This is a genomic window from Vibrio sp. Vb0304, from assembly GCF_033338995.1.
GTDB classification, from domain to species: domain Bacteria; phylum Pseudomonadota; class Gammaproteobacteria; order Enterobacterales; family Vibrionaceae; genus Vibrio; species Vibrio alginolyticus.
In genome coordinates, this window is sequence record NZ_JAWOTT010000337.1 from 1 (window position 1) to 1069 (window position 1069).

Below are 1069 nucleotides of genomic sequence, written 5' to 3' on the forward strand. Positions count from 1 at the left end.
AACAAATGACTCACTTCAGCCTGCGTTTGCGGATCCAGTTCTAAGTCATCAATTCGAATCAATCGCTCGCCATCAACAGGAACTTTAGGCTGATCGTAAAGCTTCGTCGTGAACAGACGTTGCATTTGTTCGATGCAGCGTTCATGCGTGCCTTTCTCTTTCATTACTCGGTACAGAGCTAAAAGGTAAGGGCTCAGAGCAGGAATGAAAACACTGGCTTTGGTTACCAGCGCTTTACACACCGTGGCGTAAGCACCACCGTCGAAGTTAGCCAGTTTCAGATTCAATGCATGGCTGGTTTGGTGCAAGTCAATTTTGGCTCGGCCTAAAGTACCATCGAGATAGATTGGGTGAGTAACTTCTGGGCCCATGTATGAGAATGCAATGGTTTTGCAACCTTGAGCGACGGATTCCGTGTTGATGAGAGTATCAATCCAGCTTTCCCAATCTTCTCCACCCATGACCTTAATGGTCGCTTCTGCTTCCTCTTCGGTGGCTGGCTCGAGCGTGGTTTCAACCCATTGATCATTTTCAAGTAAGATGGAAGCGCCAGTAACCGACTCACCAAGAGGCTTAATCACACTGCGCCAGAACGTATCTGAATGAGGTTTTGGACGAACGCCCGCTGCAAGGCTGTAAATCACCAAATCGACTTCACCTTCAAAGTAGGTTTCGATCGCTTCGATAACTTCATTACGGACAGAGTCAGAGAATGCATCACCAACAATATTGATTGCAGTGCGTCCTGCATGTGTTGCTTCTTGTTTGAAAAAGATGTTGTTGTACCAGCCTGCGCTGCCAACCCCTTTCTCAGATGGACCTCGTTCAAACGAGACGCCAATGGTGTCTGCTTCAGCGCCGCCAAACGTTAGGGCAATACGTGCTGCTAACCCAAAACCGGAGGAAGCACCAATAATTAAAACTCGTTTAGGGCCGCTTTTGATCTGCGGGGCTTTTTTTACGTATTCAATTTGCTCTTTTATGGATGCATGGCAACCGTGTGGATGCGCAGAGCGAGCAACAACACCTTGAATTAACGGTTCTATTCGCATTGTTGTGATCTAACCTC

Annotated in this window: 1 protein-coding gene; it reads right to left on the bottom strand. The window is 47.4% G+C overall.

From position 1 onward, the window contains the following. Nucleotides 1-1052 (bottom strand): enoyl-ACP reductase FabV (gene fabV, locus R7P35_RS26080; protein WP_318093372.1); only part of this gene is annotated, 1052 nt, incomplete at its 3' end. Nucleotides 1053-1069 lie beyond the last annotated feature (17 nt).